21 protein-coding genes are annotated in these 22,807 nt (G+C 52.1%); 1 reads left to right on the forward strand and 20 read right to left on the reverse strand.

The features are described 5' to 3' along the window. Positions 1 to 11: 11 nt before the first annotated feature. The 12 genes from ACFRAM_RS10590 to yqfC form a co-directional block, all read right to left on the reverse strand. Positions 12 to 491, reverse strand: a complete 480-nt coding sequence (locus ACFRAM_RS10590; protein ID WP_066364233.1) for a YaiI/YqxD family protein — start codon at positions 489 to 491, stop codon at positions 12 to 14. Positions 492 to 751: 260 nt separating this feature from the next. Further along, positions 752 to 2,827: a glycine--tRNA ligase subunit beta gene (gene glyS, locus ACFRAM_RS10595; RefSeq protein ID WP_379465819.1), complete on the reverse strand. Its 2,076-nt coding sequence runs from the start codon at positions 2,825 to 2,827 to the stop codon at positions 752 to 754. Beyond that, positions 2,820 to 3,707, reverse strand: a complete 888-nt coding sequence (gene glyQ, locus ACFRAM_RS10600) for a glycine--tRNA ligase subunit alpha (RefSeq protein ID WP_379465946.1) — start codon at positions 3,705 to 3,707, stop codon at positions 2,820 to 2,822. Before glyQ ends, glyS begins: the two co-directional genes overlap by 8 nt. A gap of 459 nt (positions 3,708 to 4,166) precedes the next feature. Continuing rightward, positions 4,167 to 4,922: a DNA repair protein RecO gene (gene recO, locus ACFRAM_RS10605; RefSeq protein ID WP_066364236.1), complete on the reverse strand. Its 756-nt coding sequence runs from the start codon at positions 4,920 to 4,922 to the stop codon at positions 4,167 to 4,169. Between the two features lie 36 nt (positions 4,923 to 4,958). After that, positions 4,959 to 5,102: a YqzL family protein gene (locus ACFRAM_RS10610; protein WP_083205032.1), complete on the reverse strand. Its 144-nt coding sequence runs from the start codon at positions 5,100 to 5,102 to the stop codon at positions 4,959 to 4,961. Between the two features lie 101 nt (positions 5,103 to 5,203). Then, positions 5,204 to 6,100, reverse strand: coding sequence for a GTPase Era (gene era / locus ACFRAM_RS10615; RefSeq protein WP_379465820.1), 897 nt, complete (start codon positions 6,098 to 6,100; stop codon positions 5,204 to 5,206). A 527-nt stretch (positions 6,101 to 6,627) separates the two neighbouring features. Further along, the gene (locus tag ACFRAM_RS10620; RefSeq protein ID WP_379465821.1) at positions 6,628 to 7,023 is read right to left on the reverse strand and encodes a diacylglycerol kinase; all 396 of its coding nucleotides are present in this window, start codon (positions 7,021 to 7,023) and stop codon (positions 6,628 to 6,630) included. Continuing rightward, complete coding sequence (gene ybeY, locus ACFRAM_RS10625; RefSeq protein WP_379465822.1) at positions 7,023 to 7,520, reverse strand: rRNA maturation RNase YbeY; 498 nt, start codon at positions 7,518 to 7,520, stop codon at positions 7,023 to 7,025. The genes ACFRAM_RS10620 and ybeY overlap by 1 nt, the downstream gene beginning before the upstream one ends. Then, positions 7,517 to 9,772, reverse strand: coding sequence for an HD family phosphohydrolase (locus ACFRAM_RS10630; protein WP_379465823.1), 2,256 nt, complete (start codon positions 9,770 to 9,772; stop codon positions 7,517 to 7,519). The genes ybeY and ACFRAM_RS10630 overlap by 4 nt, the downstream gene beginning before the upstream one ends. Before the next feature lie 14 nt (positions 9,773 to 9,786). Continuing rightward, positions 9,787 to 10,758: a PhoH family protein gene (locus tag ACFRAM_RS10635; protein ID WP_175372843.1), complete on the reverse strand. Its 972-nt coding sequence runs from the start codon at positions 10,756 to 10,758 to the stop codon at positions 9,787 to 9,789. Positions 10,759 to 10,764: 6 nt separating this feature from the next. Beyond that, positions 10,765 to 11,955, reverse strand: a complete 1,191-nt coding sequence (gene yqfD, locus ACFRAM_RS10640) for a sporulation protein YqfD (RefSeq protein WP_379465824.1) — start codon at positions 11,953 to 11,955, stop codon at positions 10,765 to 10,767. Beyond that, a complete protein-coding gene (gene yqfC / locus ACFRAM_RS10645; RefSeq protein WP_066364263.1) occupies positions 11,952 to 12,245 on the reverse strand; it encodes a sporulation protein YqfC in 294 nt (97 codons plus the stop codon). Before yqfC ends, yqfD begins: the two co-directional genes overlap by 4 nt. A gap of 724 nt (positions 12,246 to 12,969) precedes the next feature. Between yqfC and ACFRAM_RS10650 the strand changes: the two genes are divergently transcribed. Further along, the gene (locus ACFRAM_RS10650; protein WP_379465825.1) at positions 12,970 to 13,170 is read left to right on the forward strand and encodes a hypothetical protein; all 201 of its coding nucleotides are present in this window, start codon (positions 12,970 to 12,972) and stop codon (positions 13,168 to 13,170) included. A gap of 199 nt (positions 13,171 to 13,369) precedes the next feature. Here ACFRAM_RS10650 and ACFRAM_RS10655 read toward each other — a convergent pair whose 3' ends face one another. From ACFRAM_RS10655 to ACFRAM_RS10690, 8 genes are all read right to left on the reverse strand, one after another. After that, the gene (locus ACFRAM_RS10655) at positions 13,370 to 13,957 is read right to left on the reverse strand and encodes a hypothetical protein (protein WP_379465826.1); all 588 of its coding nucleotides are present in this window, start codon (positions 13,955 to 13,957) and stop codon (positions 13,370 to 13,372) included. A 16-nt stretch (positions 13,958 to 13,973) separates the two neighbouring features. Beyond that, on the reverse strand, positions 13,974 to 14,978 hold the full coding sequence (gene floA / locus ACFRAM_RS10660; RefSeq protein ID WP_066364272.1) for a flotillin-like protein FloA: 1,005 nt from the start codon (positions 14,976 to 14,978) through the stop codon (positions 13,974 to 13,976). A 73-nt stretch (positions 14,979 to 15,051) separates the two neighbouring features. Further along, positions 15,052 to 16,437 (reverse strand): NfeD family protein, encoded by a 1,386-nt coding sequence (locus ACFRAM_RS10665; RefSeq protein ID WP_379465827.1) that lies wholly within the window; start codon positions 16,435 to 16,437, stop codon positions 15,052 to 15,054. Between the two features lie 120 nt (positions 16,438 to 16,557). Continuing rightward, positions 16,558 to 17,001, reverse strand: a complete 444-nt coding sequence (locus ACFRAM_RS10670; protein WP_066364276.1) for a GatB/YqeY domain-containing protein — start codon at positions 16,999 to 17,001, stop codon at positions 16,558 to 16,560. A 15-nt stretch (positions 17,002 to 17,016) separates the two neighbouring features. Then, positions 17,017 to 17,190, reverse strand: a complete 174-nt coding sequence (rpsU, locus tag ACFRAM_RS10675) for a 30S ribosomal protein S21 (RefSeq protein WP_005547957.1) — start codon at positions 17,188 to 17,190, stop codon at positions 17,017 to 17,019. 138 nt (positions 17,191 to 17,328) lie between these two features. Continuing rightward, the gene (locus ACFRAM_RS10680) at positions 17,329 to 17,688 is read right to left on the reverse strand and encodes a histidine triad nucleotide-binding protein (protein WP_066364278.1); all 360 of its coding nucleotides are present in this window, start codon (positions 17,686 to 17,688) and stop codon (positions 17,329 to 17,331) included. Positions 17,689 to 18,020: 332 nt separating this feature from the next. Then, the gene (locus ACFRAM_RS10685) at positions 18,021 to 21,449 is read right to left on the reverse strand and encodes an AAA family ATPase (RefSeq protein ID WP_379465828.1); all 3,429 of its coding nucleotides are present in this window, start codon (positions 21,447 to 21,449) and stop codon (positions 18,021 to 18,023) included. Position 21,450: 1 nt separating this feature from the next. After that, the gene (locus ACFRAM_RS10690; RefSeq protein WP_379465829.1) at positions 21,451 to 22,632 is read right to left on the reverse strand and encodes an exonuclease SbcCD subunit D; all 1,182 of its coding nucleotides are present in this window, start codon (positions 22,630 to 22,632) and stop codon (positions 21,451 to 21,453) included. Positions 22,633 to 22,807 lie beyond the last annotated feature (175 nt).

A 22,807-nucleotide genomic window follows, 5' to 3' on the forward strand; every position in this document is an offset into this window, starting at 1 on the left:
AATATAATTCGCTACAGCTGAACATTCTCCTGCAAAATTGTTAAAAGTTTTGTCAGTTTATGTTGAAAAAAGTTTTTCTCCTCGGCAGTGATGGGTTTTGGACCTTTGGAATAATGCCCCCGCCTTCGTTCCACTGCCCTGGCATGCCTGCCTTCCAGCATGAAATCCATGGTGGAATCCTTATAGTCCTGGCCACGAAACGACAGCACATTACAGCGTTTGCCCAGCGCCAGTGCGGCCAGTCCATAATCCTGCGTCAGCACCACATCACCTGCGGAGATATGATTGGCAATATACAGGTCGGCACTCTGATCACCCCGGTCCACCTGCACGACCGTTACTCCTTCTTCGCCCTTCAACGCATGGTCATAGGAAGAAACCATAACCACCGGAATTCCAAAGGAGCGGCCTACGGCTGCAATTTCTTTTTTGACCGGACAAGCATCTCCGTCTACAACGATTGTTCTCCCCGGGGACTTCTCCATCTTCATCACCAATTTCCCGTGTAATATATATACGCGCTTCTGGTATGAAATCCTTCTTTATCAAAAAGAAACGGCTTTGCTGTCCTCTGGAAGATCTATAATTCGAATCATAAAACGTAAGCGGACATTTTAGCAAAATCATAAATACGGAACAGTTGTCAAGCTGACGCTTTGGCACTGTTCCGTATATTTATACCCTAAACCATCAATCTATACCATAAAACACTTAACTTTTTTATCGTCAGGAATTAAGGAAGGGGCTTGGTCTACCAAACCAGCTTGCCGAAATCAGCGAAAATCTTCGAGTCGGCATCAATGCCAGCCAGCAGTGCCAGACGGTTAGCGCGCACCTTCTCATCCTCTGCCATAACCATGACGGAATCGAAGAATCCGGTAACGGCATCCTTCAAGCCAGAAAGAATAGTCAACGCTTCTTCGGCTTGCTTGCTTGCAAGAGCTTCACGATAAGGCGTGTGCAGAGCCTGCCATGTCTCATACAGCTTAGCCTCTGCTGCCTCAACCAACAACGCAGGATCGATAGTGACTTCCGTGGCCTTGGCGGCAAGGTTGCTTACCCGGGTCAAGGAATCCACAGTAATCTTGAAATCCTCTTGTCCGGTGACCGCATCCATCAATGCCCGGCTTCTCGCAACTACATTCACTACATCATCAAAGCCAGCAGCAATGACAGCATCCACTACGTCATAACGAACATTGTCGGACAGCAGTCGTTTAACGCGTAGACCAAAGAACTCGTAAAGTGTATTACGCAGTTCCTCACCCGAATGTTTCAGATTTCGTGAACTTTCATGAACTTCAGTCGCAGCTGCAAAAATATCCTGCAAGGAGATCGGAAGCTGACGCTCCAGCACGATCTGCACAATCCCTGCGGCCTGACGGCGCAGAGCATAAGGATCCTGGGAACCGGTCGGAATGATGCCGATGGAGAAGCAGCCGACAATAGTATCCATTTTATCCGCAATGCTGACTACCGCACCTGCATCTGTCGATGGAACTTGATCTCCGGCGAAACGCGGCTGATAGTGTTCAAAGATAGCCTTGGCAACTGTCTCCGTCTCTCCGGCTTTACGTGCATAATCTTCACCCATGGTGCCTTGCAGCTCAGGGAACTCATAAACCATTTGGGTAACGAGATCGAATTTGCAAATATCGGCGGTACGGCTAATTTCAGAGGCAGTAGCCGCAGGCAGATTCAGCTTGGCTGCCAGCAGGTCCGCGATCTTGCGAATCCGACGGACTTTATCGCCGATACTGCCCATTTCTTCGTGATACACGATATTTTCCAGCTTAGCCAGCGCGTCACTGATTTGCAGCTTCTGATCCTCTTCGTAGAAAAACTTGGCATCGGACAAGCGGGCGCGAAGCACTTTCTCGTTCCCTTTCGCGATCACGTCCAGTGATTCTGCGTTTCCGTTACGGACAGTGACGAAGAACGGCAACAGCTTGCCTTCTGTATCAAGCACAGGGAAGTACCGCTGATGCTCGCGCATCGAAGTAATCAGTACGTCCTGCGGAATATTCAGGAATGCTGGGTCGAAGGTGCCGAACAGAACCGTTGGCGTCTCTACCAGGAAGAGCACTTCTTCAAGCAAATCTTCTTTGATGGCGATGGTCCAGTTTTTCTCAGCAGCCAGCTTGTGAATCTGATCCAGAATCAGGCTCTCCCGTTCCTTCACATCAGCTAGCACATGCTGTGACCGCAGACTCTCCACATAAACGGCAGGCTCGGCAATTACAGTCTCGCCTCCAAGGAAACGATGTCCACGGCTACTATTGCCGGCTTTGACACCCGTGATCTCCAAGTCAATAATATCCTTGCCGAACAGGGCAACCAGCCAGCGGATCGGACGTACAAACTTGAAGTCGTAGCTGCCCCAACGCATATTTTTCGGGAACGTCATGGCATTAACGATATCCAACAGACCTTGTGCCAGCAGTGTGGATGTTTCTACGCCGGCACTGCTTTTGGTAGCGTAAATATATTCAACACCAGCCAGTTCCTTAAAGGTAAACTGCTCTGGGGATACGCCTTGACTACGTGCAAAACCAAGTGCAGCCTTACTCCATTCACCGCTGGCGTCCAAGGCGATCTTACGTGACGGACCCTTGACTTCTTCACTGATATCAGTCTGCTTCTCAGCGACATCTTTCACCAGAACAGCCAAACGACGAGGTGTTGCATAGGCAGTAACACCGCTATGAGAAATACGCGAAGACTCCAGCCATTTGGACATTCTGTCTTCAAGCTGCTCCATCGCAGCACGGATGAACCGGGCCGGAACTTCCTCCAGACCGATCTCGAACAAGATATCTTTAGCCAAGGTCAGCACCTTCTTTCTTCAGCAGCGGGAAGCCCAGCTTCTCGCGTTCCTCCACATAAGTTGCGGCCACCGTACGAGCCAAATTACGCACTCTCGTAATAAATCCGGTCCGCTCCGTTACACTGATTGCTCCCCGTGCATCAAGCAAGTTAAAGGTATGGGAGCATTTCAACACATAGTCGTAAGCCGGGAACACCAGATGGTTCTCCATCGCTCTGCGGGCTTCTTCTTCATACGTGTTGAAAAGTGTAAACAACATTTTGACATCGGAAACTTCAAAGGTATATGTGGAATGCTCCACTTCCGGCTGGTGGAATACATCTCCGTAGCTGATTCCATCCACCCACTCCAGATCGAATACATTTTCCTTCTCCTGGATATAGGAGGCAAGGCGCTCCATACCATAAGTGATTTCAACAGCTACCGGATGGGTCTCAATGCCGCCCACTTGCTGGAAGTACGTAAACTGCGTAATTTCCATCCCGTCCAGCCACACTTCCCAGCCAAGACCGGCGCAGCCCAGGGAAGGATTCTCCCAGTTATCTTCTACAAAACGAATGTCATGCAGAAGCGGGTCTACGCCAAGCGCCTTCAGACTCTCCAAATAAATCTCCTGGATATTGTCCGGGGATGGCTTAATAATCACCTGGAACTGGTGATGCTGGTACAAACGGTTAGGGTTCTCCCCGTAACGTCCGTCGGAAGGACGACGTGAAGGCTCTACATAAGCTACCTTCCACGGCTCTGGCCCCAGTGAACGCAAAAAGGTCATAGGGTTCATCGTACCCGCCCCTTTTTCCGTATCGTACGGCTGGACGATAATACAGTTGTGTGCTGCCCAAAACTGCTGCAGCGTCAAAATCATCTGCTGAAAGTTCATGCTACCGACTCCTTCGCTTACAAGTTTTTTCATGCCTGATGCCTTCTTTAGGCCTTGCGCTGGAGGCGGCTCTTCTCTATTCTTGCAGTGCACCGGGAGACTCCCGGCCAGCTACAGGTCAAAAAGCTCCCGCCCCCATGCCTGATATACAGACATAGGGACGAGAGCTTAACATGTTCTCCCGCGGTTCCACCCTACTTGATCCGTCCCATAACTGGTACTAAAACTGCCAATAACAGGGTGACGAATCCACTTTTCGCTTGGTGCCGTTTCCGTACTCCCGGGTGCCATGTTCATGAACTTTGCCCTGCCAGGCTTCCACTGCCCCCGGCTCGCTGATGCGGCAATACTATTCATTACTTTCCCGATCGCTGCACGTTCTCCTTAATGGAGCCATTACGGCTGACCACAATTAATAAAAGTAAACTGCCACTATAGTAACGGAAATTTCAGGATTCGTCAAATCTCGTATTTATCCAGCTGGTCCAGAAAGTTCTGCGATTTCAGCCGCAGCCCAAGCTGCACATCCATAAAGGATCGCATGATCTTCTTCAGTTCCAGACGGGTACCTTCCTTCACATCCACATTGCCGAGCCGGGTCAGATCCAGCGCAGCGAACAACCGTAGCAGCTTCAGCGCCCGGGGTGAAATCGCCAGCGCCGGGGGATCCTGATGCTTGCAGCTACGGCACAGTACCCCGCCGAGGCGGGGACTGATTAGAAGCTGATCATCAGGTTTTTGTGAGCCGCATATGACACATACATCCAGTTCCGGAGCATATCCTGCTGCCTGTAGAAGCTTCATTTCGAAAATATTGATGATCACACCGGGTTCCTTATCTTCTTCCAGCGCATTCAGGCAGGCCGTCAACTGGCGAAACCAGAAGCTTCCAGTCTCTTCATCATGCAACACACGGTCCAGCAGCTCGCAGGCATAAGAAGCGTAGGCAGCTTTGATTAGATCTTCACGCAGTGGATGATGAGATTGCGTAATCTCCCCCGAGTTCAGCGTACCCAGTCCTCCGTTATTTCTGAAAAAAACAAATTCTCCAACTGTAAACAGCTGAATCAGCGCAGCATGGCGGCTTCTGACCTTCTTGGCACCGCGTACGAGCACACCTACTTTGCCCGCGTTCTCGGTGCAAAGCGTAATGATCGCGTTCCCTTCGCCGTAGTCCATGCTGCGGATGACGATCCCTTCCACCCTGTGTAGCATGCCTCTTCCCCCAACCATTCGGCAAGCAACCAGTCCCTATTGCGCTTCTTCATCATAGACCTGCTCTTCCTCCGCCGTTACAGGTCCGCTCTCGGGGAGTGAACCTGCAGCTTCCCTATACAGCAGATAAGCATCGACATCTCCAGTCATTGCAAAATACTTCCACGAAAAATCTCGCATTCGTATTCATCCTTTCTTCGGAAACACGATGTCTCTTCGAAATTAGGATGTGCGATGTACCGGGTTCTATCCTTGCAATTCCTGCCAAGGTGGCGAAGTCATTATTGATCTTTATGAAAACCTAAGTCACGCAGGACACGGTCCTGATTGCGCCAGTCTTTTTTCACTTTTACCCAAAGCTCCAGAAAAATCTTCGAACCCAGCAGGTTCTCAATATCCATACGAGCCCGCTTGCCGACTTCCTTCAGCAAGGCCCCTTGCTTACCGATAATGATTCCCTTCTGCGAATCGCGCTCAACAAAAATAACAGCTGAGATGTGTACCACACCGTTGGATTCCACACGCATATCCTCAATAGCCACCGCGATGGAATGCGGTACCTCTTCACGGGTCAAGTGCAGAATCTTCTCCCGTACGAGTTCAGCAACGACAAACTGCTCAGGGTGATCCGTAACTTGGTCGTCCGGATAGTACTGTGGCCCGTCCGGCAGATACTTTTGCACCTGCTCCAGCAGCGTGTTGACATTGTTGCCCAGCTTCGCGGAGATCGGCACGATCTCGGCAAAGTCATGCAGCTTCTGATATTGCGTGATCAATGGCAGCAGCGCTTCTGGCTCAATCTTGTCAATCTTGTTCATCACAAGAATAACCGGCGTCTTCAGTCCCCCTAATTGCTCAGCAATAAAACGGTCGCCTCCGCCCAGTCCATCCGCAGCATCGACCAGGAACAATACAGCTTCTACTTCGCCCAGTGTGCTCATAGCCGTCTGATTCATGTAATCGCCCAGTTTGGACTGTCTCTTGTGAATTCCCGGCGTGTCCAGGAACACGACCTGAGATTCATTTGTCGTATATACCCCGTGAATTTTATTTCTGGTGGTTTGTGGCTTGTCCGACATGATGGCGATCTTCTGTCCAATCACCTGATTCATAAGCGTCGATTTACCTACATTAGGTCTTCCGATAATGGCAACAAAGCCTGATTTAAACTTCTTCATGTAATCTTCCTTCCTTGAATGAAAAATCTTAACTTTTAATTTATTCTTACGGTTGACTGTATAGATTGAACTAGTGACCCTAAAATAGACTTCTCTCAATAATTAACCGGAAATACTCCAGCTAATTCGATTGATTTCAGCTATACAAGGGTCAACCTGTCAAGTTAACAGGAGCAAATCCTGTTAACTTGACAGGTTTAATCCAATATGCCAGTTATTTAACGGGTAGATTTCCTGTTAAATTATGCTGCGCCGTCTCATGGCTAGATCCTCCAGCCATCGGCTTGCCAGCTCGGCGGCATCGCGCAATAGTTTGCGCGGTACACACACGCCACAGCCTGGAGCCCCATACATGCATTTCCTAGGGAGTAGTCCGTTATGTTAGCTACCCTAGTATTCCCGGCAACGAAACATAAGAATCCGTACCCACTCAAAGAGGGCGGATCGCAAACCGCGAAATCCGCCCCTGGGTACGCCTGCAATCTCTATATGCTATGAAACCATCGTGACGTTCTGAGGTACACTGATTATGACATAAGTTCGGCAATCCAGTCTATCACAGGGTGATAAAACACATAAATCCCCGTGATTACAGCAAACACCGCCGATAGAAGCACGGCTCCTGCGGCGGTATCTTTGGCTTTCTTGGCCAGCGGATGAATCTCCGGCGAGACCAGATCAATCGTCGCTTCTATAGCCGTATTCAGCAGCTCAGCGGCTAGCACCAGCGTAATCGCCAGCAGCAGCAGCATCCAGTTACCCGGGGGCAATCGGAATACCGCTGCAGCGATGATAACGATCACAGCCAGACCGCAGTGCACTTTCATGTTCAATTCCGATTTGAATGCCGCAGCAATGCCCTGTGCGGCGAAGCGAAAGGAATGCCAGAACTTTTTGCGCCCTACTGCCGTGTTCTTGACCATTAGCGTGTCAGTCCGACCTGGGCCAGAACATGCTCCTGCTTGGACATCATTTCAGCTTCAGAAGCTTCATCCTGATGATCGTAACCTAACAGGTGCAGAAAGCCGTGCACGAACAGAAAGCCCAGCTCACGCTCAAGAGAGTGGCCGTACTCCAGTGCCTGCTCCTGAGCCCGCGGGACAGAAATGATAATATCCCCCAGCACTTCTGGAACATCCTCCAGCGTCTCGCCTTCTTCCAGTTCATATATAATTTCCGGTTCGTCTTCCGCAGATTCATTCATCGCAAACGACAGAACATCCGTCGGACGATCAATGCCACGGTATTCCCGGTTCAATTCATGGATCCGCTCATTGTCTACGAAGGTCAGATCGACTTCGCCACTATTGATGCCTTCAGCCTCCCCTGCTTTTTGCAGGATGCTCTCCAGCAATGCAATGAGACTGTCATTGATTTCAAATTGCTCTTGTTCATTATTCCAGACCACACTCAGGCTCATGTACCAACAGCCCCTTCCTCTTTTTTCGGCTTCCGCGCTTCCTCCGGATACTCGATCCGGGAGTGGAAAATGCCCATCACCGTTTCTTTTAACGTGCGCGCAATGATGTCCAATTCCTTGATGGTGAGATCACACTCGTCAAACTGATGGTCATCGAGACGGCTCTTGATGATCTTCTCGATCATCGTCTCCACCTGCTCAACGGTTGGTTTGCGCAAGGAACGAACAGCAGCTTCCACACTGTCTGCTATGCCAACCACCGCCGATTCCTTCGACTGGGCTTTGGGTCCCGGATAACGGAAATCCTCTTCGTTGAAATCAGGAGCATTCCCCTTCTCTTCGGCAAGACGCAGCGCCTTATGATAAAAATAATGCAAAAATGTTGTTCCATGATGCTGCTCGGCAATATCTCGGATCGGCTTCGGAAGCTTGTACTCCTTAAGCATCTCTACCCCGTCCCGGGCATGAGCCACAATAATGGATTTACTCAGCATTGGCTCAATAGAGTCATGCGGGTTCTCCATATTATTCTGGTTCTCGATGAAATAAAACGGCCGTTTGGTCTTGCCGATATCATGGTAATAAGAGCCGACCCGGCAGAGCAGTCCATCCGCACCAATCGCTTCCGCTGCCGCTTCCGACAGATTGCCGACCATTACACTGTGATGATAGGTACCCGGCGTTTCTGTGAGCAGCTTGCGTAGCAGCGGATGGTTAGGATTCGACAACTCTACCAGCTTAAGCGCCGATAGAATACCAAAGGTAGCTTCGAAGAACGGCATCAAACCAATGACCAGTACAGCCGTCAGAAGCCCCCCGGTAAAAGCAAACCCGAGAGCATACAGCGTATCCATTTCTTTCAAGACCCCACCGCTTAGCAGCGTAAGCATAAAGACCGTCACACTGCCGAACAATGATACCATAATTCCACCTTTAAGCAAGGTGGAGCGTTGTCCTGCCCGGTGAGTCGCAAAGATCGCCACATAAGACACGATCAGAGCAAAGAACCCAAACGTAAAGTCAAATATGGTATCTTGCTGCACATTCAGGATAATGCTGGCCAGAATAGCGAACAGAATCGAGCAGAAGTATGCTAGCGTCATATCCAGCAGCATCGCCACCAGCATCGCCCCGATGGCCACCGGGGCCAGAAAACCAATATAAGGGCGCATATCCGTTTGGAGAAACGCAGCGAGACGCATCAATACGATTGTAATTGCAAAGACCAGAACCAGCATCAACAACTGGGAATTATTGTACTTGAATTTGGATGGGCCGCCGGAATAGCGAATAAACATCAGCAGACCTGCAGACAACATCGCAGCGAGCATCAACAGGCCAAGCTGGGGCCAATAGTTGACTTTGTTGTTCAAAAGGCCGCTCTCGTCCAGAAGCTTGTACAGCTCAGGCGTGATTAATTGGCCTTTGGCAACCAGTACATCCCCCTGCTCAATGAACACCTTCGGTGCATTTTCACGGGCCTGAACCTCAGCATCCTTAGTGGTATCCTCATCATAGAATTTGTTGCTGGTGATGACGAGACGTACCAGTTCCTGCACGACTTCCCGAGCGGTACGCTGGCTGAGTGCACTGATACTTACCTGTTCCGCCACCTTGGCTCTTGCGGTCTGGGCATCCGTAATCTGATCGTTCATCAGCCGGTTGACAATATCACGGGCCACAGGCTTCATCTCGATGATGTCCTGGGAAGTCAGCCGCGGGATTTTGATAAAAGTCTCTTCCGGAATGACATAGGTCTGATCCTTGATCACCGATTGCATTTCATCCAGTAGATGATCTGAATATGTACCGTTATTACGACTTGTGCTTACAAAGTTCAGAATAAAATCGCTGGCCCGCTTCGGAATCTCCTCGCGATATATGCCCGTTTTATCGCTTTGGGAGATCAGGTCATCCTGATTAAGCCGGTCAATCCGGTCCAGCAATGACGTAACCGAATTATCGGCCCGCATGGGGATGATCTTATAGCGTGGCTCCACATTCTCAGCAGCTTGCTCCTGTGCCTTAAGTGTAGCTTTGTTGTCCTGAATTCGCTTGGGTGCTGTAATTTCCTTTGCACTCTGGGTCCCTTCCTTGATATCGTACCGCTTGGGCAGCAGATCAGGTGCCAGAGTAAAGTAGAACACAATTCCGAGCAACAGGAAAAGAGCATAGCGCGTCGCCGCGCTATACTTCCACCCGTTATTGCTGTATACAAATCCGCTTAATTTCGTAGGTTGCTTTGAATCCATGGAGACAGTCCCCTTTATTCAAGGTTTTCGGCAGCCCGGTCATAGGCGACAATGATCTTCTGCACCAATGAATGCCGTACTACATCCTGTTCCGCAAAATAGACAAAGCCCAGCTCTTCTATACCGGATAAAATCGCTTTTGCTTCAATCAGGCCGGATTTCTTGCCGCGAGGCAGGTCAATTTGAGTCACGTCCCCGGTGATGACCATTTTGGAACCGAAGCCGAGCCGGGTCAGGAACATCTTCATCTGCTCGGGTGTCGTGTTCTGTGCTTCATCAAGGATGATAAACGAATCATCCAGCGTACGCCCCCGCATATAGGCCAGAGGGGCGATTTCGATCAATCCACGTTCCAGTGCCTTCGCCACCTGATCGGGCCCCATAACGTCGTACAGGGCGTCGTAGAGCGGTCTGAGATACGGATCTACCTTCTCTTGCAGGTCTCCCGGGAGGAAGCCCAGGCTTTCTCCTGCTTCCACAGCCGGACGGGTTAGCACAATCCGCTTAACCGAGCCTTCCTTCAGAGCGGCAACGGCCAGTACTACGGCCAGATAGGTTTTACCCGTACCCGCCGGTCCAATACCAAAAACAATATCGCGTTTCTTGATCGTAGTCACATAATGCTTCTGTCCAACCGTCTTTACACGGATCGGCTTGCCGCGGAAGGTTGTTGTAATTTCGCCTTTGAATAAGTCGAGCAGCTGGTCGGCGCGATAATCCTTCGCAAGCTCCACAGCATACTGCACATCCCGCTCACTGAGTATGTATCCGCTGCGGATCAGGGACAACAGCACATTGAACAGTTGACCCAGCTTGTCTACTTCCTGTTCTGCACCGCGCACCGTCAGTTCCGCCTCGCGGGAATCAATGGTTGCCGGAATTTCACTCTCGATGATTTTCAGAAATCCATCCTGCGGGCCGAAGAGGGATTGCGCTTCTCCCGCATTTTGCAAAGATATACGAATGCTTGCAGTCTGTTCTGACAAGTAGCCTCATTCTCCTTGGTTGTTTACTATCGGAAGTTCTTCCGCGATACTCTCTTCTACTTCAAAAAGCACTTTCATATAAACTTTACCATTCTCTTTCTTCTCATGCAAAATTTTTTGACTTTTGATGGCGCTTTCGGAGCCATAACGCGCGAAAATATCAGCTTTAGCCCGCTCCAGCCCCTCCGCCTTGGCCTCCTCTGCCGTACGTGTGGCGGATGTCCCTCGGACCTCCATCTCCTTCTCTGTCATCCAGCCCACTGGAAGCTCGATAGACCGCCAGGTCAACGGATCCATTTCTGTCAGCGTTCTGGACGCCTCAAAAGTCGATTTTCCATAGCCCCACAGCTGGATCGCCCACTTGCCAAGTACGAGATAGCTCCGATCTTTCCGTTCTCCTGTGTAGGAGCTACCCTTTGTTTCAAGTGGAACCGTGATATTGTATTCATGCCAGACGAGCCCCTTGACCTCCCCCTTGGCAACCACGGCCTTTGAGAACTCCTCGTCACCGAGAATACCGGAGATAAGGATGTCCCCTTTCTTCACGCGGGAATTACGAGCGACAACCGGTCTACCCTGTTCAGCGTATATATTAGTTACCACCGCATCGGTACGGCTAATCAGATGACGATTGCTAAGCAGCGGCTTTTGCTCCGGCTGGGCAGCCTCTACCACCTGGATGACTACACTTGTCCCCGTCCGCTCCATGCCTATCCATGAGACACCCGGCAGATGATTAGTCAGTTCTGTGGTCAGCTTGTCCGGGTCCTTTAGACGCCAGATCCATTGATAAGTATAGAGCCCCTCTTTACGGGCAGCCGCTAAAATATCCTCGGAGGCAATGCGGTCATTCCCCTCCACCTTGATACTCCAGACCATAGAACATAGAAGCAGGAGAGAGACACCGAACAGTACCACACCCGCGGCAAAAAATTTACGTTTCCACAGACGGAGCATCTTAAAAGGCAACCCATGCCTTCCGGTGACATGCATCCGGCAGCCTGTCCGCTTCAGGAGCGGCCGGAGGTTATAGAAATCGTCCAGCAGCAGCTTTAAGGAAGCGCCGTTCCCGGCAGGCTTCACGTCCCAGATGACAATGCCTGCCTCGGCAACAGCGTTAATGAATCCTTCCACCTGCGGTCCCGTCACTTGCAGAGTAACGAACCCCCGCAGTGATGACAGAGGCGGTTCCTTCATGATCTCTCCTCGCTTTCCTTGTACCTGATTTCCCCGATTATCCCCTCTATAGCCAGCTCCTGGCCAAGAATATTCCGGATCATAAGCCCCTCGCCTGTGATCTCCAGCGAGCCCTTGGCTAACGCAAGCTTCAGCTGCTCAGAGGAAAAATGCAGCACGCCTCGATGATTCTCAATATGCAGCTCCTTATTGCCGATCAGGGTGATCCGGGGCATATCCTGCAGCAGATCCTGCGGCAGATCCAGCACCCCGTTTGTCCATCCCCGCAGCCTGCGGCCAATACGGGTCATAAGTAGACGTTCCCCCTTCCTGCCTTCTGTACACCATATGCGATAGCACATCACTTTATGAGAAGAAGACATGGAAAAAAGCCCGCATAGCGTGACGGCTCGGCGGGCAAATCAGTGAAGAGATATTTTTATTGGGTAGGGCGCTCCGCAAAAGGCCAATTGTTCCAAGCGCTACGGTTCCCAGATTGTATTTATTCTTCTTATCCGTAACAATTCGGCAATAAGGGCGACTGCTAACGCTTCCCTACGGCAGTACGACCATTGCTACCGCTTCCCCACTATCAGTACGACCACCGCTACCGCTTCCCCACTATCAGTACGACCACCGCTACCGCTTCCCCACTATCAGTACGACCACTCCATGGTTTAAGCGGGATAATCTTCGAGAATCTTTGAAGGAAAGAGAGTACATACCAAAGTCAATGTCTGATACGTCAAAGAAGCGGACTCCAGAGGCCCAATTGTCAACAATTCGAGCATTCAGGAATTTAACGGACTCCAGTGACCTTATTGTCTATAGAATCGTGCATTCAAGAAGTTAACGGACTCCAGAGACCCTATGCGCAGAAATCCGGTTCAGATTCCACTATCAAACAGGAAATAACGGCCCCTGAGTCCGCTACACGTTCCGGAACAACTTTATGTGGAAAATAACGGCTATACAGTCCGTTAGCTCCTAAAAATGAGCTTAAACAAATGAACTTCAACAAATGAACTCCTAAAAATGAGATTCAAGCTACGGATGGGGTATTTCCATCAAGGTCTTTTGGCAGCACTGATCATACTGCTGAAGAATATCGCCAAAGCCATGCACGAGAAACAACTTAAGAAAGACAGGGAATTCTGGCGCTTTTTGCTTCACGGCCTAGAAAAAGTGGCGATCAAGGCCCGTTGGCTTTCACCTGCTCATAATTTACTGAAATAAGCAGCACTTGGTCAAAACTAAGAGCAGCGCTTCACCCATAACGGGGGAAAGCGCTGCTCTTTTGACGGTTAAGCTTATGACAAAATCGTGGCCTGTCTCCGTCAGCAGGATATCCGCTTATGGGACAGCTTACCTATGTTCTTACTTAGATCAACCAAACGGCTTCTGCCAAGGGTCTGACAATAATATAACCAGCCCTTCAGCTTTCTTTGCGATAAGCATGCGGACGCTTAGAACGCGGAGGGCCGAGAATCTCAGCCCATATGAGGCCTTTGCGCAGATCCTCGCGGCTGGTTGCTAGAACCGGGCTTGAGGCCGTCCCGGAGCTTACTCGCTCGGAAGAATGCTTCACGCTTGGGCTGGACTCACCAGCCATATCGTCAAAGACAGCATGGATGCGCTCCAGTTCCTGCCGCATTTTCTCGGTACGGATATCTACGCTATCCAGCTCTTCTCCCTGCTCCAGGGTTGATCCATTTCCAACCTCGGCATCAGGGCCGGGAATCCATTGCTGTTCCCGTTCCACCGGAAAACTCTCTTCTAGCTCCTGCTCTTCCCGCGCAAGCTCCCGGGTCTCCCTTGGAACCGGAGTACCGGGTGGCGCAAATGCCCTGCCCTGCTGCTCCAGCTCACGTTTGACCCGGCGAAGCGGATTATCGTCCCCGCCTCCACCTCCGAAGGTGGGCATACCGCCCGGCGGCGCTCCCTTGCCCTTCGTTTTATTCGCCTTGTTCACGTTCGAGACGATGGCAAAAATAATTACAGCAACGATGTAGATCCAGCTCATGGGGTATCACATCCCCTTATTTGTTGTTTTTCGGACCGTTATTCTCGTCCTGGTCATTCATTTTGCCTAGAGAACCGCGCATTTGCGTATCCGCCTCAATGTTCTTAAGGTTCATATAGTCCATCACACCGATCTGGCCGCCGCGCAGCGCTTCAGCCATAGCAAGAGGAACCTTCGATTCAGACTCCACGACAAGCGCCTTCATTTCCACGACGCGGGCTTTCATTTCCTGTTCATGCGCTACAGCCATCGCTCTACGCTCTTCTGCTTTCGCTTGTGCTATGCGTTTGTCGGCTTCAGCTTGCTCTGTCTGCAGGTACGCACCGATGTTCTTACCAACATCAACGTCCGCGATATCGATGGACAGAATCTCAAACGCAGTACCGGAATCCAGACCCTTAGACAAGACTGTACGGGAAATGGAATCCGGATTCTCCAGAACGTCCTTGTGAGAGTTACTGGAACCGACAGTGGTTACAATCCCTTCACCTACACGGGCAATAATCGTTTCTTCACCGGCACCACCGACGAGACGATCGATGTTCGCACGTACGGTAACCCGAGCCTTAACTTTAACTTCGATCCCGTTTTTCGCTACTGCGGCTACAGTCGGGGTCTCAATAACCCGGGGATTAACGCTCATTTGTACCGCTTGCAGTACGTCACGGCCTGCCAGATCAATAGCAGCAGCACGCGTGAATTCCAGCGGAATGTTGGCACGCTGTGCCGCAATCAGGGCATTAACGACACGGTCGACGTTACCGCCGGCCAGATAGTGACTTTCGAGCTGGTTGATATTCAGACCCAGTCCAGCCTTTGTTGCCTTAATCATTGGATTAACGATCCGGCTTGGTGTAACCCGGCGCAATCTCATCGCCACCAGGGTAATAATACTGATTCTAACTCCGGAAGCTAAGGCTGAAATCCAAAGCATGACCGGAAAGAAACTCAAAAAGACACTCAAAACAATGATCACGACCACCGCGATCAGTAATATAGGAATCAAAGAAGCCTCACCCATACGTTGTTCAAACCCCCATCATTAAATAAGTTTATTGTTGTAAAGTTAATGACTTGTCTTGTACTAGTGTTCCTTATTTCACTATTTCTTTAACCACAATCCGTGCACCTTCCACAGTCACTACCGAAATTTCGGCACCAGCAGCAATAAAACTGCCCTCGGTGACCACATCAATCCGCTCCTCATTCACCATAGCAGTACCCGCCGGACGAAGCGGAGTTAGACTGACCCCAATACCGCCGACCAGATTCAGCTTCTCAAGCACGGGTATATAGCCCTGCTCCTTGGTCAGACTTTCCTTCAGAATGAACCGGTTCCAGATACCGCGCTCTTTGAACACAACGGCCACAATAATAATGACCACCGTCGCCGCTGCAAAAGCGATACCAAGGCTAAGCAGTGCATTCGTATAACTGTAAGCCGCCCTGACCACACCTGCCACAAGGCTTACCGAACCTAACAGTCCAAGAATACCGAAGCTCGGCATGAATAACTCCAACACCAGCATGACCAGCCCCAGAATGAATAGCAGCCAGGTCTCGGAACCCGCGAAGCCAGCCACGTAATTTCCGAAGAAATACAAAGTAAAAGCCAATGTTCCGATAATGCCGGGCGCTCCAAATCCCGGAACGATCAACTCAATAACAATTCCTGCGATCCCGACGAACAGCAAGATCGTCATGATAACCGGATTAGTTAAAAATTGCGACATCTTCTCCGCCCCGGTATGCTTCACCCGGAAAATATCGTCCGTAGTATATCCCATCCAGACCACTGCTTCTTCCGGGGTATCCGCTATGTAATCGGCATAACCGGCCTTCAGCGCCTGATCGCTGCTGAGGGCAATAATTTCTCCGCTACCCTTGCTCACGCCAAGCTTCGGCTTCTCCACAACAAGATTGATATCGGTCATCCCCGCAGCGATATCCGGGTCTCGGCCGTTAAGCGCCGCAGCCCCCATCATCTTCGATTTCCAGTAGGATATCAGCTTCGGATCCTCGACATGCGTACCACTCTTGTCCACCAGCGAAGCTGATCCAATCATGCTGCCCGGCTTCATCACGATCTTGTCGGCGTTCAGTGCAATGTAACTACCGGCAGAAGCCGCATCACTTTTAATAAAAGCCAGCACTGGGATAGCGCTTTCTCTGATCAACTTGCCGATTTGTTCGGCCGCGCTAACCTGGCCGCCTGGCGTGTTGATATCCAGCACAATCAGCACTGCACCATAGTTGTTTGCTTCCTCAAAACCCCGCTCCAGAAAGCTCTGAAGCCCCCGTTCAATTTCCTGATCAACCGGAATGATGAAGACCGGCCCTTTAACGGACTCTCCAGCCGCTCGCTCAGGCTGCCTGGGCGGGTCAACATCAGCACTTGCCAGGGAAGACAGCGGCAGGAGTACCAGTAGCAACATCAACCCTGCAATGCAGGCATATGCTGTTTTACGAAGCCCTTTCATCTCTTCTCCTCCCTTCTTAGAAAAATGGACACAGGCACATAATCAGTAATACGAAAGTTTGGAGAATTCGTTTCAAAACAAAGAAAAACACCCCTTATAAAAAGGGGTGCTGACGTTCTATTATTGCAGAAATTGCTGAACCACTTGGTTCACAAGCTTACCATCGGCGCGACCTTTGACTTTCGGCATCAGCGCGCTCATGAGCTTACCCATTTCACTTTTCGAAGAAGCACCGGTTTCCTGGATGGTCTGCTGTACAATTACTTTAATTTCTTCTTCGGAAAGTTGCTCGGGAAGATACTTAATGATAATCTCGATTTCTGCCTTCGTACTCGCGGCAAGATCGTCGCGACCCGCTGTCTCAAATTCTTGGAGGGCATCTTTGCGCTGTTTGATTTCACGACTAAGGATATCAAGCACTTCGTTGTCGTCTAATGTTCTCTTTAAATCTATTTCAAGATACTTTATCGTCGAACGAACCATTCGAATGGTGGAGAGTGCGAACTTGTCCTTACTCTTCATCGCTTGCTTCATATCTTCGTTCAATCGTTCGCTAAGATTCATGCGTGGGTATTCCTCCTAAAACTTTCTCTTACGAGCAGCCTCAGACTTCTTCTTGCGCTTTACGCTTGGCTTTTCATAATGCTTGCGTTTCTTCACCTCAGCCAAGACACCATCTTTAGCGATGGAGCGTTTGAACCGACGAAGTGCAGCATCAATTGTCTCGTTTTTGCGAACTTTAGTTTCAGACACCAGTTTTCCCTCCCTCCGACCAGACCGTCCAAGAGCATAACACGGTTCATCAAATTTCATTATAGGTCAAACTGAAATACAGTGTCAACAGTGTAACGCCTTTTTTTGTAACAGGCTTTTCACATCGACCTTTCCGTCTTACTTATGGGAATCCGAAATTCCCGTCAGAGCGCCTAATTTGGCCCCTCCGAGCAAGTGGTAATGCAAATGCGGCACAGTCTGTCCACCATCGGGTCCGCTATTGTTGATCAACCGATAACCGGATTCCGCAATCCCAAGCTGAATGGCAAGCTGCTGGGCGACACTGTGAATCTCGGCAATCAGCGGCAGATCCTCTGGCGTAACCTCATTCATCGACGCAATGAATTTCTTCGGAATAATCAGCACATGCACCGGGGCCGCAGGCGCGATATCATGAAAGGCCAGAATGCGCTCATTCTCGAATACTTTGTTGGAGGGAATACTGCCCTCAATAATTTTGCTGAATATGGTTTCCATACTGCGACTTCCTCCCCGAATTGGTTGTCCTATTATCATACAGGATATTCATGGTTAACGAAAGTCGGACTGACCCTGCTGGTTGTAAAACCTGTCGGCTAGAAATAAATTTCATTACTGTATCTGTTACAGCCCAATATATCACTCAAAAGGGCAAAAAAAAGAAACACCCTTCACAGCTTATAAAGCTGATCGGCGGCGGGCGTATGAAAAGGAGTCCTGCTCCCGGTCATACGTCCGCCGAGGTGTTTCAAAAATGATGTCGGCTTAGCTGTATTATAACAGGGGGTTGATGCTGTCTCTGTGACTGTTATCACACTGTATACCAAACCTCACATTTTTTCCAAAATAATACGGGAGCCTCCTCCGCCTTGTTCGGCAGGAACAACAACCAGCTTGCGCGGCAGGCGTGCCCGCAGTTCAGGAACGTGGCTTATAATTCCAACGGACAACTGGTCATTATGCAGCCTTTCCAGCGAAGTTATCACAGTGTCCAGCAGATCAGGATCGAGCGTGCCGAAGCCTTCATCCAGGAAAAAGAACTGCAGTGGATACTGGCCGCGCAGCTGAATTTGGGCTGACAGAGCCAATGCCAACGACAGTGAGGTCAAAAAGGTCTCGCCGCCGGACAGTGTGGATACCGGACGCTTCACTCCACCGTTGCCATCATCGCGGATGACGAACCCGCCGCCGGAGTCCACCTCGAGCGCGTAACGCTGTTTGCTCAGGTAACGAAGGCGCTGGGACGCCGCCTGACAGACTTGCATCAGCTGCTCCTCGGCAATATATTCCACAAAAGCATTGCCGCGCAGACAGGACTGCAGCTTGGACAGACGATCCTGCAGAGCCTCATGCTCCAGTCGCTGAGTCTCAAGCTCCTTCCAGCGAATGTGACGATGCCCTAAATCCTCCAGATCGCGTTCCCCGCGGGCCCGGTTCTGGAGCGAGGTTTCATCCTCTTCCTTGCAGCGGCGCAGAGTTTCCTGGCTCTCCACCCATTCCGCTTCGCTGAGATTGGCTCCAGCGAGCTTCTTCTCAATATCACGAAGCTGTAAATTCACTTCCACTTCATCGTCCCGGTGATTTTTCACACGGGCTGCCGCAGCACCCCGCTCTTCCACCGATAGCGCTGCTCCTTCAACTTCGGACGCTTCCGAGAACGGCGATGACGCCAGACTATCCTCCCAGGCTTTGGCCGCAGTGACATAATGCTCATGAGCGGATTCCGCCGCCTGCCGAGCTATAGCCGCCTCTTTGCCTTCCTGCTGCGCTGCATCCGCAGCCGCACGGTAAATCTTCTTACCGTCTTCCACAGCCGCCAGCAGCTCCTGCAAGCGCTGCTCGCAAGTTGCCAGCAATTGACCCGCAGGTTGCCCTTCCGTCCACTGCACCAACCGGGCTTCCTTCTCTCGCAGCAAGGCTTCCTTACCGTCAAGCTGGGCGTTCCACTGGGCTAGTTCTCTGTCGAGCACAGCGATACTTTCCTGAAGTTCCTGAACAGCTGCTGCTTTGTCGTCCAGGAACTTCACACTGATATTCAGCCGCCCACGAATTTCCTCGGCCTGCTCGTCTTTTTGGAGCCGTTCACGGTACGCGGTCTCCGTATTCTCAGGAGCCATATCCGGGAACTGGTCATTCCAGCTTTGCCGCAGACTTGCGGCCTGCTGGGCCAGCTCGCTGGCTTTGGCCGTTATGCCCTCAACCCAAGCCTGTTCTGACTGGACGGCTGCTGCCGCCTTGTGACAGGCCTGCTGGCCTTCCTGCAAGGCACGCTGCCATTCGGCTGCCGTGCGGCGCAGCTCTGCAGACCGCTGCTTCATGCTGGTCAGGCTGCCCTCCAGTGAAGTCAGCAGCGCTGCTGACTCCCCTTCGTACTCTACGAACGACTGATCCAGCTGTCCTGACCCGCCCATCGTCTCGCGGCCTGCTGCCGCTGGATGATCCCAAGCCTGAGTCGCTTCGCCGCCATAAATCTGCTCCAGCCAGACCATATCCTGCTCCCGCTGGCTGCGGAAGCCAAGACGCAGTTCCAGCGCAGCCTTGGATCTGCTGCGAACCTGCTGCAACATGGCTTCCTGTCCTTCCTGCTCTCCGCTGTCTTGAAGTGTCGCAGGAGCCGGATGATGCTGGCTGCCGCAGACCGGACAAGGGACACCCTCCTCCAGATCGCGGGCCAGTGACAAGGAGAGGCGGTGAACCTCCTGGTCCTTCAGCGCGGCTTCCAGCGCACTAGCCTCATGCTCGAGGGTCTCCGCTGCATGCACCGCGGCGGTCTCTGCCGACCGCAATTCTTCCAGGTGCAGCACCGCCCCGCGGACCCGCTCCGCGCGGTCCGCCTCCAGCGCCCCCATCCCGGCCTCGGCCCCGGCCAGTCGGCGCTGGGCGTCCGCGAGCGCTACCTGACGCTCGCGCTGCTCACGCTCTGCAGCATCCCGCTGGGATTCCGCAGAGCGCAGCCCTTGCAGTCTCTGCATGGCTTCCTGCAGAGACTGACGCTCCTGGGAGCGGACCTCGAGCGGCTGCAGGCTCTGCTGCAGCTCGTGCTGCCGCTTTTGGCCCTTGGCCAAAAGCTCCCGCTCCCGGGCCATCCCTTCCCGCATGGCGTCCAGCCTGCGGGAAGCTTCCTCGCTGCGCTCGCGCAGCGCAGCGAGCTCGCGCAGCAGCAAGTCGCGCTCGGCTTCCAGCTCGAGCGCCCTGCGGTACGTGCCGGCCGCCTCGCGGAGGGCCGGCTCTTCCGCGGCCAGCGCAGCCTGTGCGGCTGCGTCAGCCGTGGCGGTGCGCGCCGCCTCGGCTTCGGCGGCGGCGGCACGGGCCGCCAGTTCCCCTGCGCGGGCCTGGCGGCTCTTCAGAGCGCCCTCCGCGCTGCGCCAGGCCTGCAGCAGCGGCAGCCTTTTCTCGGCTTCGTCAGCCTTGCCGAGCCGCTGTTCCAGGAGGAGAATATCACCCTCCTGGGCCAGCAGGCGCTCCCGCTGCAGTTCCCGCCGGGAGCGTTCGCCTTGCAGCTCGCGGATTCTGGTGAAGCGCTCCGACAAGGCCAGCGCTTCTTCCAAGCGGCGTCTGCATTCCGCCGCGTAAGCCACTGCCTGCTGCAAGCGTTCAGCAGCAGCCTCCAGATCCTGCTCGCCAGCGCTGCCTAGCCCCTGCTGTTCCGCCTCCAGCGCACGCAGCGCCGTGTCATTCTCTTTGACCCGGCGGCTGAGCTTCAGGGCGAGCTGGTCCCCATACTGCTCCAGATGGAAGAGCCGCTGGAGCATCTGCCTGCGGTCTACGCCGCGCAGAGACAGAAACTCAGCGAATTTCCCTTGTGGAAGCACGACCGCCCGGGTGAAGTCGTCCATTTTGAGACCGATCTTCTCCTCGACGCAACGCGTCACATCAGCCAGCTTGTCCGCTAGCACCTGATCACCGTCAGGCAGAACCTCGATGAAACGACTGATCGTATTGCTGACTGTCTGCTCACCGGTACGCTTAAACTTCCGCTCCACCCGGTAACGGTGTGAACCTGCAGCAGAGGTCAGCTCGAAGGTAAAGGCCACGCTCAGCTGATCCTCGGAATGGTTCATAATCCCCTGGGTTCCGCCTGCGGCGCGCTCCACCTTTCCGTACATAGCCAACGTAATCCCGTCCAGCAAACTGGATTTTCCGCTGCCTGTCGGCCCGAAAATACCGAATAATCCCGTCTCTGTCAGACTCTCAAAATCTATCTCCTGCTGCTCTCTATAACTTTGAAGTCCAGCTACTTTTAAAGAAATCGGCTTCATGTCAGTTCTCCTCCCCTTCCCCCGGCTGACGCCGTTCTTCTTCCGTAAGCTCCAGGAATAACTCAATCAGGCTATCATCCGGCTCGGCTCCTCCAGTCTGCCGCTGATAGAATTTACGAAACAATTCCTGCACGGGCATGCGAGAACGTGACACCTGTTCCAATTCCTGCTCCATTTGTGGATAGACGGGACGAATATGTACGATTCCTTCCCGTGCCTTACGCAGTCGCTGGATATCGTTCATTGAGAGGGCTTCGTTCAGCCGGATTTCCAGATCAATAAAAGCAGAAGGATCTCTGTCTTCATCCAGCCAGCGGTACACTTCCTCAAGCCCGCCGCTGGATTTCCAGTTCACCAGCGGACGGCCGCACCGCAAATAAATTTCTTCACAGGCAGGCTCCTGACCTGGAGCGACATCAATTAAGGTCACCGATTTGGTCTGTCCCGCTTCGGAAAAGCTATAAGCGAGCGGTGAACCGCTATAGCGGATCATTCCATCGCCCTTGACTCGTTGTGCACGGTGAAGATGGCCAAGAGCTGTGTACTGCGCTCCACAATATAGAGCAGAAGGATCGACCGTATAAGCGCCGCCCACCTGGATTGGCCGCTCAGAATCGCTTTCTACCCCACCCAGCACATAGATGTGGCTCATAGCCAAATTGACGGTCTCCGGGGTAAACTCCCGCCCTAGCAGATTCATGAGCCTGCCCACTCGGGCGCTATAGGCTAGGCGTAGCTCTGCTTCGCCGCTTTCTCCCGCCAGCAGTTCTCCCAGCCGAGCTTCAGATGGATATGGCAGCGCAGCAATTTTGGCAATTTCCCCGGTACGTGCCACCTGAACCGTCACCGGATCGGAGGTAGGCAGGCCCACCAGCGTAATCCCTTGTCTGCGTACAAGCGGGGAGACGGAAGAGACACGTTCCGGCTGGTCATGGTTGCCCGCAATAACTACCAGCGGCCGTCCGCCTGCCGTCAGACGTGCTGCTGCATCATAGAACAGCTGCTCAGCAGCAGCCGGAGGATTCACAGAATCATAGACGTCTCCCGCCATCAATATGAGATCAACATTTTGGCTATCTGCGATCTCCACCAGTTCATCCATGAACTGTTCTTGCTCCCGTTGGCGGCTTCTTCCCTCCAGCGTACGCCCCAAGTGCCAGTCCCCTGTATGCAATATCCGCATCTTCTGTCCTCTTTTCCCGCCTTGCTTCAGATCTGATATAACACCACGACTTCTGTCTGTAATGACAATCGCAGCTTTATATCAAACCTGAAAGGCTTGATTAATATAAAACTGGGCTCTCCAGAATCAGTAATTACTAAAAACAACTTCGTCAAAGCAACCAGAACATACGGTG

This window comes from Paenibacillus sp. NPDC056722, from assembly GCF_042790635.1.
Taxonomy (GTDB): domain Bacteria; phylum Bacillota; class Bacilli; order Paenibacillales; family Paenibacillaceae; genus Paenibacillus_AQ; species Paenibacillus_AQ agri.

Excerpts from the sequence above, each read along its gene's own strand:
- ACFRAM_RS10590 (WP_066364233.1), bottom strand. The coding sequence starts at position 491 with ATGAAGATGGAGAAGTCCCCGGGGAGAACAATCGTTGTAGACGGAGAT.
- glyQ (WP_379465946.1), bottom strand. The coding sequence starts at position 3,707 with ATGAACTTTCAGCAGATGATTTTGACGCTGCAGCAGTTTTGGGCAGCA.
- recO (WP_066364236.1), bottom strand. The coding sequence starts at position 4,922 with ATGCTACACAGGGTGGAAGGGATCGTCATCCGCAGCATGGACTACGGC.
- ACFRAM_RS10610 (WP_083205032.1), bottom strand. The coding sequence starts at position 5,102 with ATGCGAGATTTTTCGTGGAAGTATTTTGCAATGACTGGAGATGTCGAT.
- era (WP_379465820.1), bottom strand. The coding sequence starts at position 6,100 with ATGAAGAAGTTTAAATCAGGCTTTGTTGCCATTATCGGAAGACCTAAT.
- ACFRAM_RS10620 (WP_379465821.1), bottom strand. The coding sequence starts at position 7,023 with ATGGTCAAGAACACGGCAGTAGGGCGCAAAAAGTTCTGGCATTCCTTT.
- ybeY (WP_379465822.1), bottom strand. The coding sequence starts at position 7,520 with ATGAGCCTGAGTGTGGTCTGGAATAATGAACAAGAGCAATTTGAAATC.
- ACFRAM_RS10630 (WP_379465823.1), bottom strand. The coding sequence starts at position 9,772 with ATGGATTCAAAGCAACCTACGAAATTAAGCGGATTTGTATACAGCAAT.
- yqfD (WP_379465824.1), bottom strand. The coding sequence starts at position 11,955 with ATGAAGGAACCGCCTCTGTCATCACTGCGGGGGTTCGTTACTCTGCAA.
- yqfC (WP_066364263.1), bottom strand. The coding sequence starts at position 12,245 with ATGACCCGTATTGGCCGCAGGCTGCGGGGATGGACAAACGGGGTGCTG.
- ACFRAM_RS10650 (WP_379465825.1), top strand. The coding sequence starts at position 12,970 with ATGAGATTCAAGCTACGGATGGGGTATTTCCATCAAGGTCTTTTGGCA.
- ACFRAM_RS10655 (WP_379465826.1), bottom strand. The coding sequence starts at position 13,957 with ATGAGCTGGATCTACATCGTTGCTGTAATTATTTTTGCCATCGTCTCG.
- floA (WP_066364272.1), bottom strand. The coding sequence starts at position 14,978 with ATGGGTGAGGCTTCTTTGATTCCTATATTACTGATCGCGGTGGTCGTG.
- ACFRAM_RS10665 (WP_379465827.1), bottom strand. The coding sequence starts at position 16,437 with ATGAAAGGGCTTCGTAAAACAGCATATGCCTGCATTGCAGGGTTGATG.
- ACFRAM_RS10670 (WP_066364276.1), bottom strand. The coding sequence starts at position 17,001 with ATGAATCTTAGCGAACGATTGAACGAAGATATGAAGCAAGCGATGAAG.
- ACFRAM_RS10680 (WP_066364278.1), bottom strand. The coding sequence starts at position 17,688 with ATGGAAACCATATTCAGCAAAATTATTGAGGGCAGTATTCCCTCCAAC.
- ACFRAM_RS10685 (WP_379465828.1), bottom strand. The coding sequence starts at position 21,449 with ATGAAGCCGATTTCTTTAAAAGTAGCTGGACTTCAAAGTTATAGAGAG.
- ACFRAM_RS10690 (WP_379465829.1), bottom strand. The coding sequence starts at position 22,632 with ATGCGGATATTGCATACAGGGGACTGGCACTTGGGGCGTACGCTGGAG.